This window comes from Vibrio sp. Vb1980, from assembly GCF_033338615.1.
Lineage (GTDB): Bacteria > Pseudomonadota > Gammaproteobacteria > Enterobacterales > Vibrionaceae > Vibrio > Vibrio alginolyticus.
Map to the genome: position 1 here is coordinate 1 of NZ_JAWOSZ010000055.1, position 1,053 is coordinate 1,053.

At 44.9% G+C, this 1,053-nt stretch carries 1 protein-coding gene; it reads left to right on the top strand.

Going from position 1 to position 1,053, the window contains the following annotated elements; genetic code table 11:
• The first annotated feature begins 78 nt into the window (after window positions 1–78).
• Window positions 79–999: an IS5 family transposase gene (locus tag R7F64_RS23765; protein WP_140150387.1), complete on the top strand. Its 921-nt coding sequence runs from the start codon at window positions 79–81 to the stop codon at window positions 997–999.
• Window positions 1,000–1,053 lie beyond the last annotated feature (54 nt).

The following is a 1,053-nucleotide window of genomic DNA, read 5'->3' on the forward strand; positions in this document are numbered from 1 at the left end:
GGCTTTGTTTCCTAAATCAGGGAACTAAATCATCAGCCTACGATCTGATCAGCTAAGCTCATTCAAATAATTAGACCAATGGCCAAACCTCGCTACAAAACAACCAACTGGAAACACTATAACCAAGCTTTAATCAATCGCGGTTCACTGACATTTTGGATTGATGAAGACGCTATCCAGTCATGGAAACAAATCAAGCAAGGCAATCGTGGAAGGCCTCGTTTGTTTAGTGACTTAGCGATTACAACAGCTCTTATGGTTAAACGAGTATTTTCAATGCCGTTGAGAGGTTTGCAAGGATTCATCAACTCTATTTTCAAGCTCGCACAACTGCCGTTGTCATGCCCTCATTACTCATGTATTAGTAAGCGAGCCAAAACGGTTAACGTCGCATTCAAAACAAAGACTAAAGGAACAATCCAGCATCTAGCCATTGATGCTACAGGACTAAAGGTCTACGGTGAAGGCGAGTGGAAAGTTAAAAAGCATGGTACTGACGGGAAGCGCCGAGTCTGGCGAAAGCTACATTTAGCGGTCGATACAGACACGCATGAAATCATTGCTGCTGAGTTAAGTTTATCGAATGTGAGCGACGGTGAAGCGCTTCCCAATTTGCTGAGACAGACTCGCCGAAGAATCATTGAGATATCTGGCGATGGAGCTTATGACACAAGGTTGTGCTACGAAGCGATTCACCTCAAGCAAGCTATTCCGCTCATTCCACCGAGAGAAGGCGCAGCCTTCTGGGAGCAGGGCCATCCTCGTAATCTAGCTGTCGGGTGCCAGAAACTCTATGGTTCAAATAAGCATTGGAAAAAGAAGTACGGCTACCATAAACGTTCGCTCTCAGAGACGGCGATGTTCCGTGTGAAGAAACTGCTCGGTGGGACATTAAGCTTAAGAAATTACAATGCTCAGGTTGGTGAGACTTACGCCATGATAAAAGCGTTAAACAAGCTCACAGGGCTAGGTATGCCTGAAACGATGGTGATCGCCTAACAATTAGTCATGTTAGGGGCGTTTTTAACTGAACGTGAATTAGGAAACAAAGCC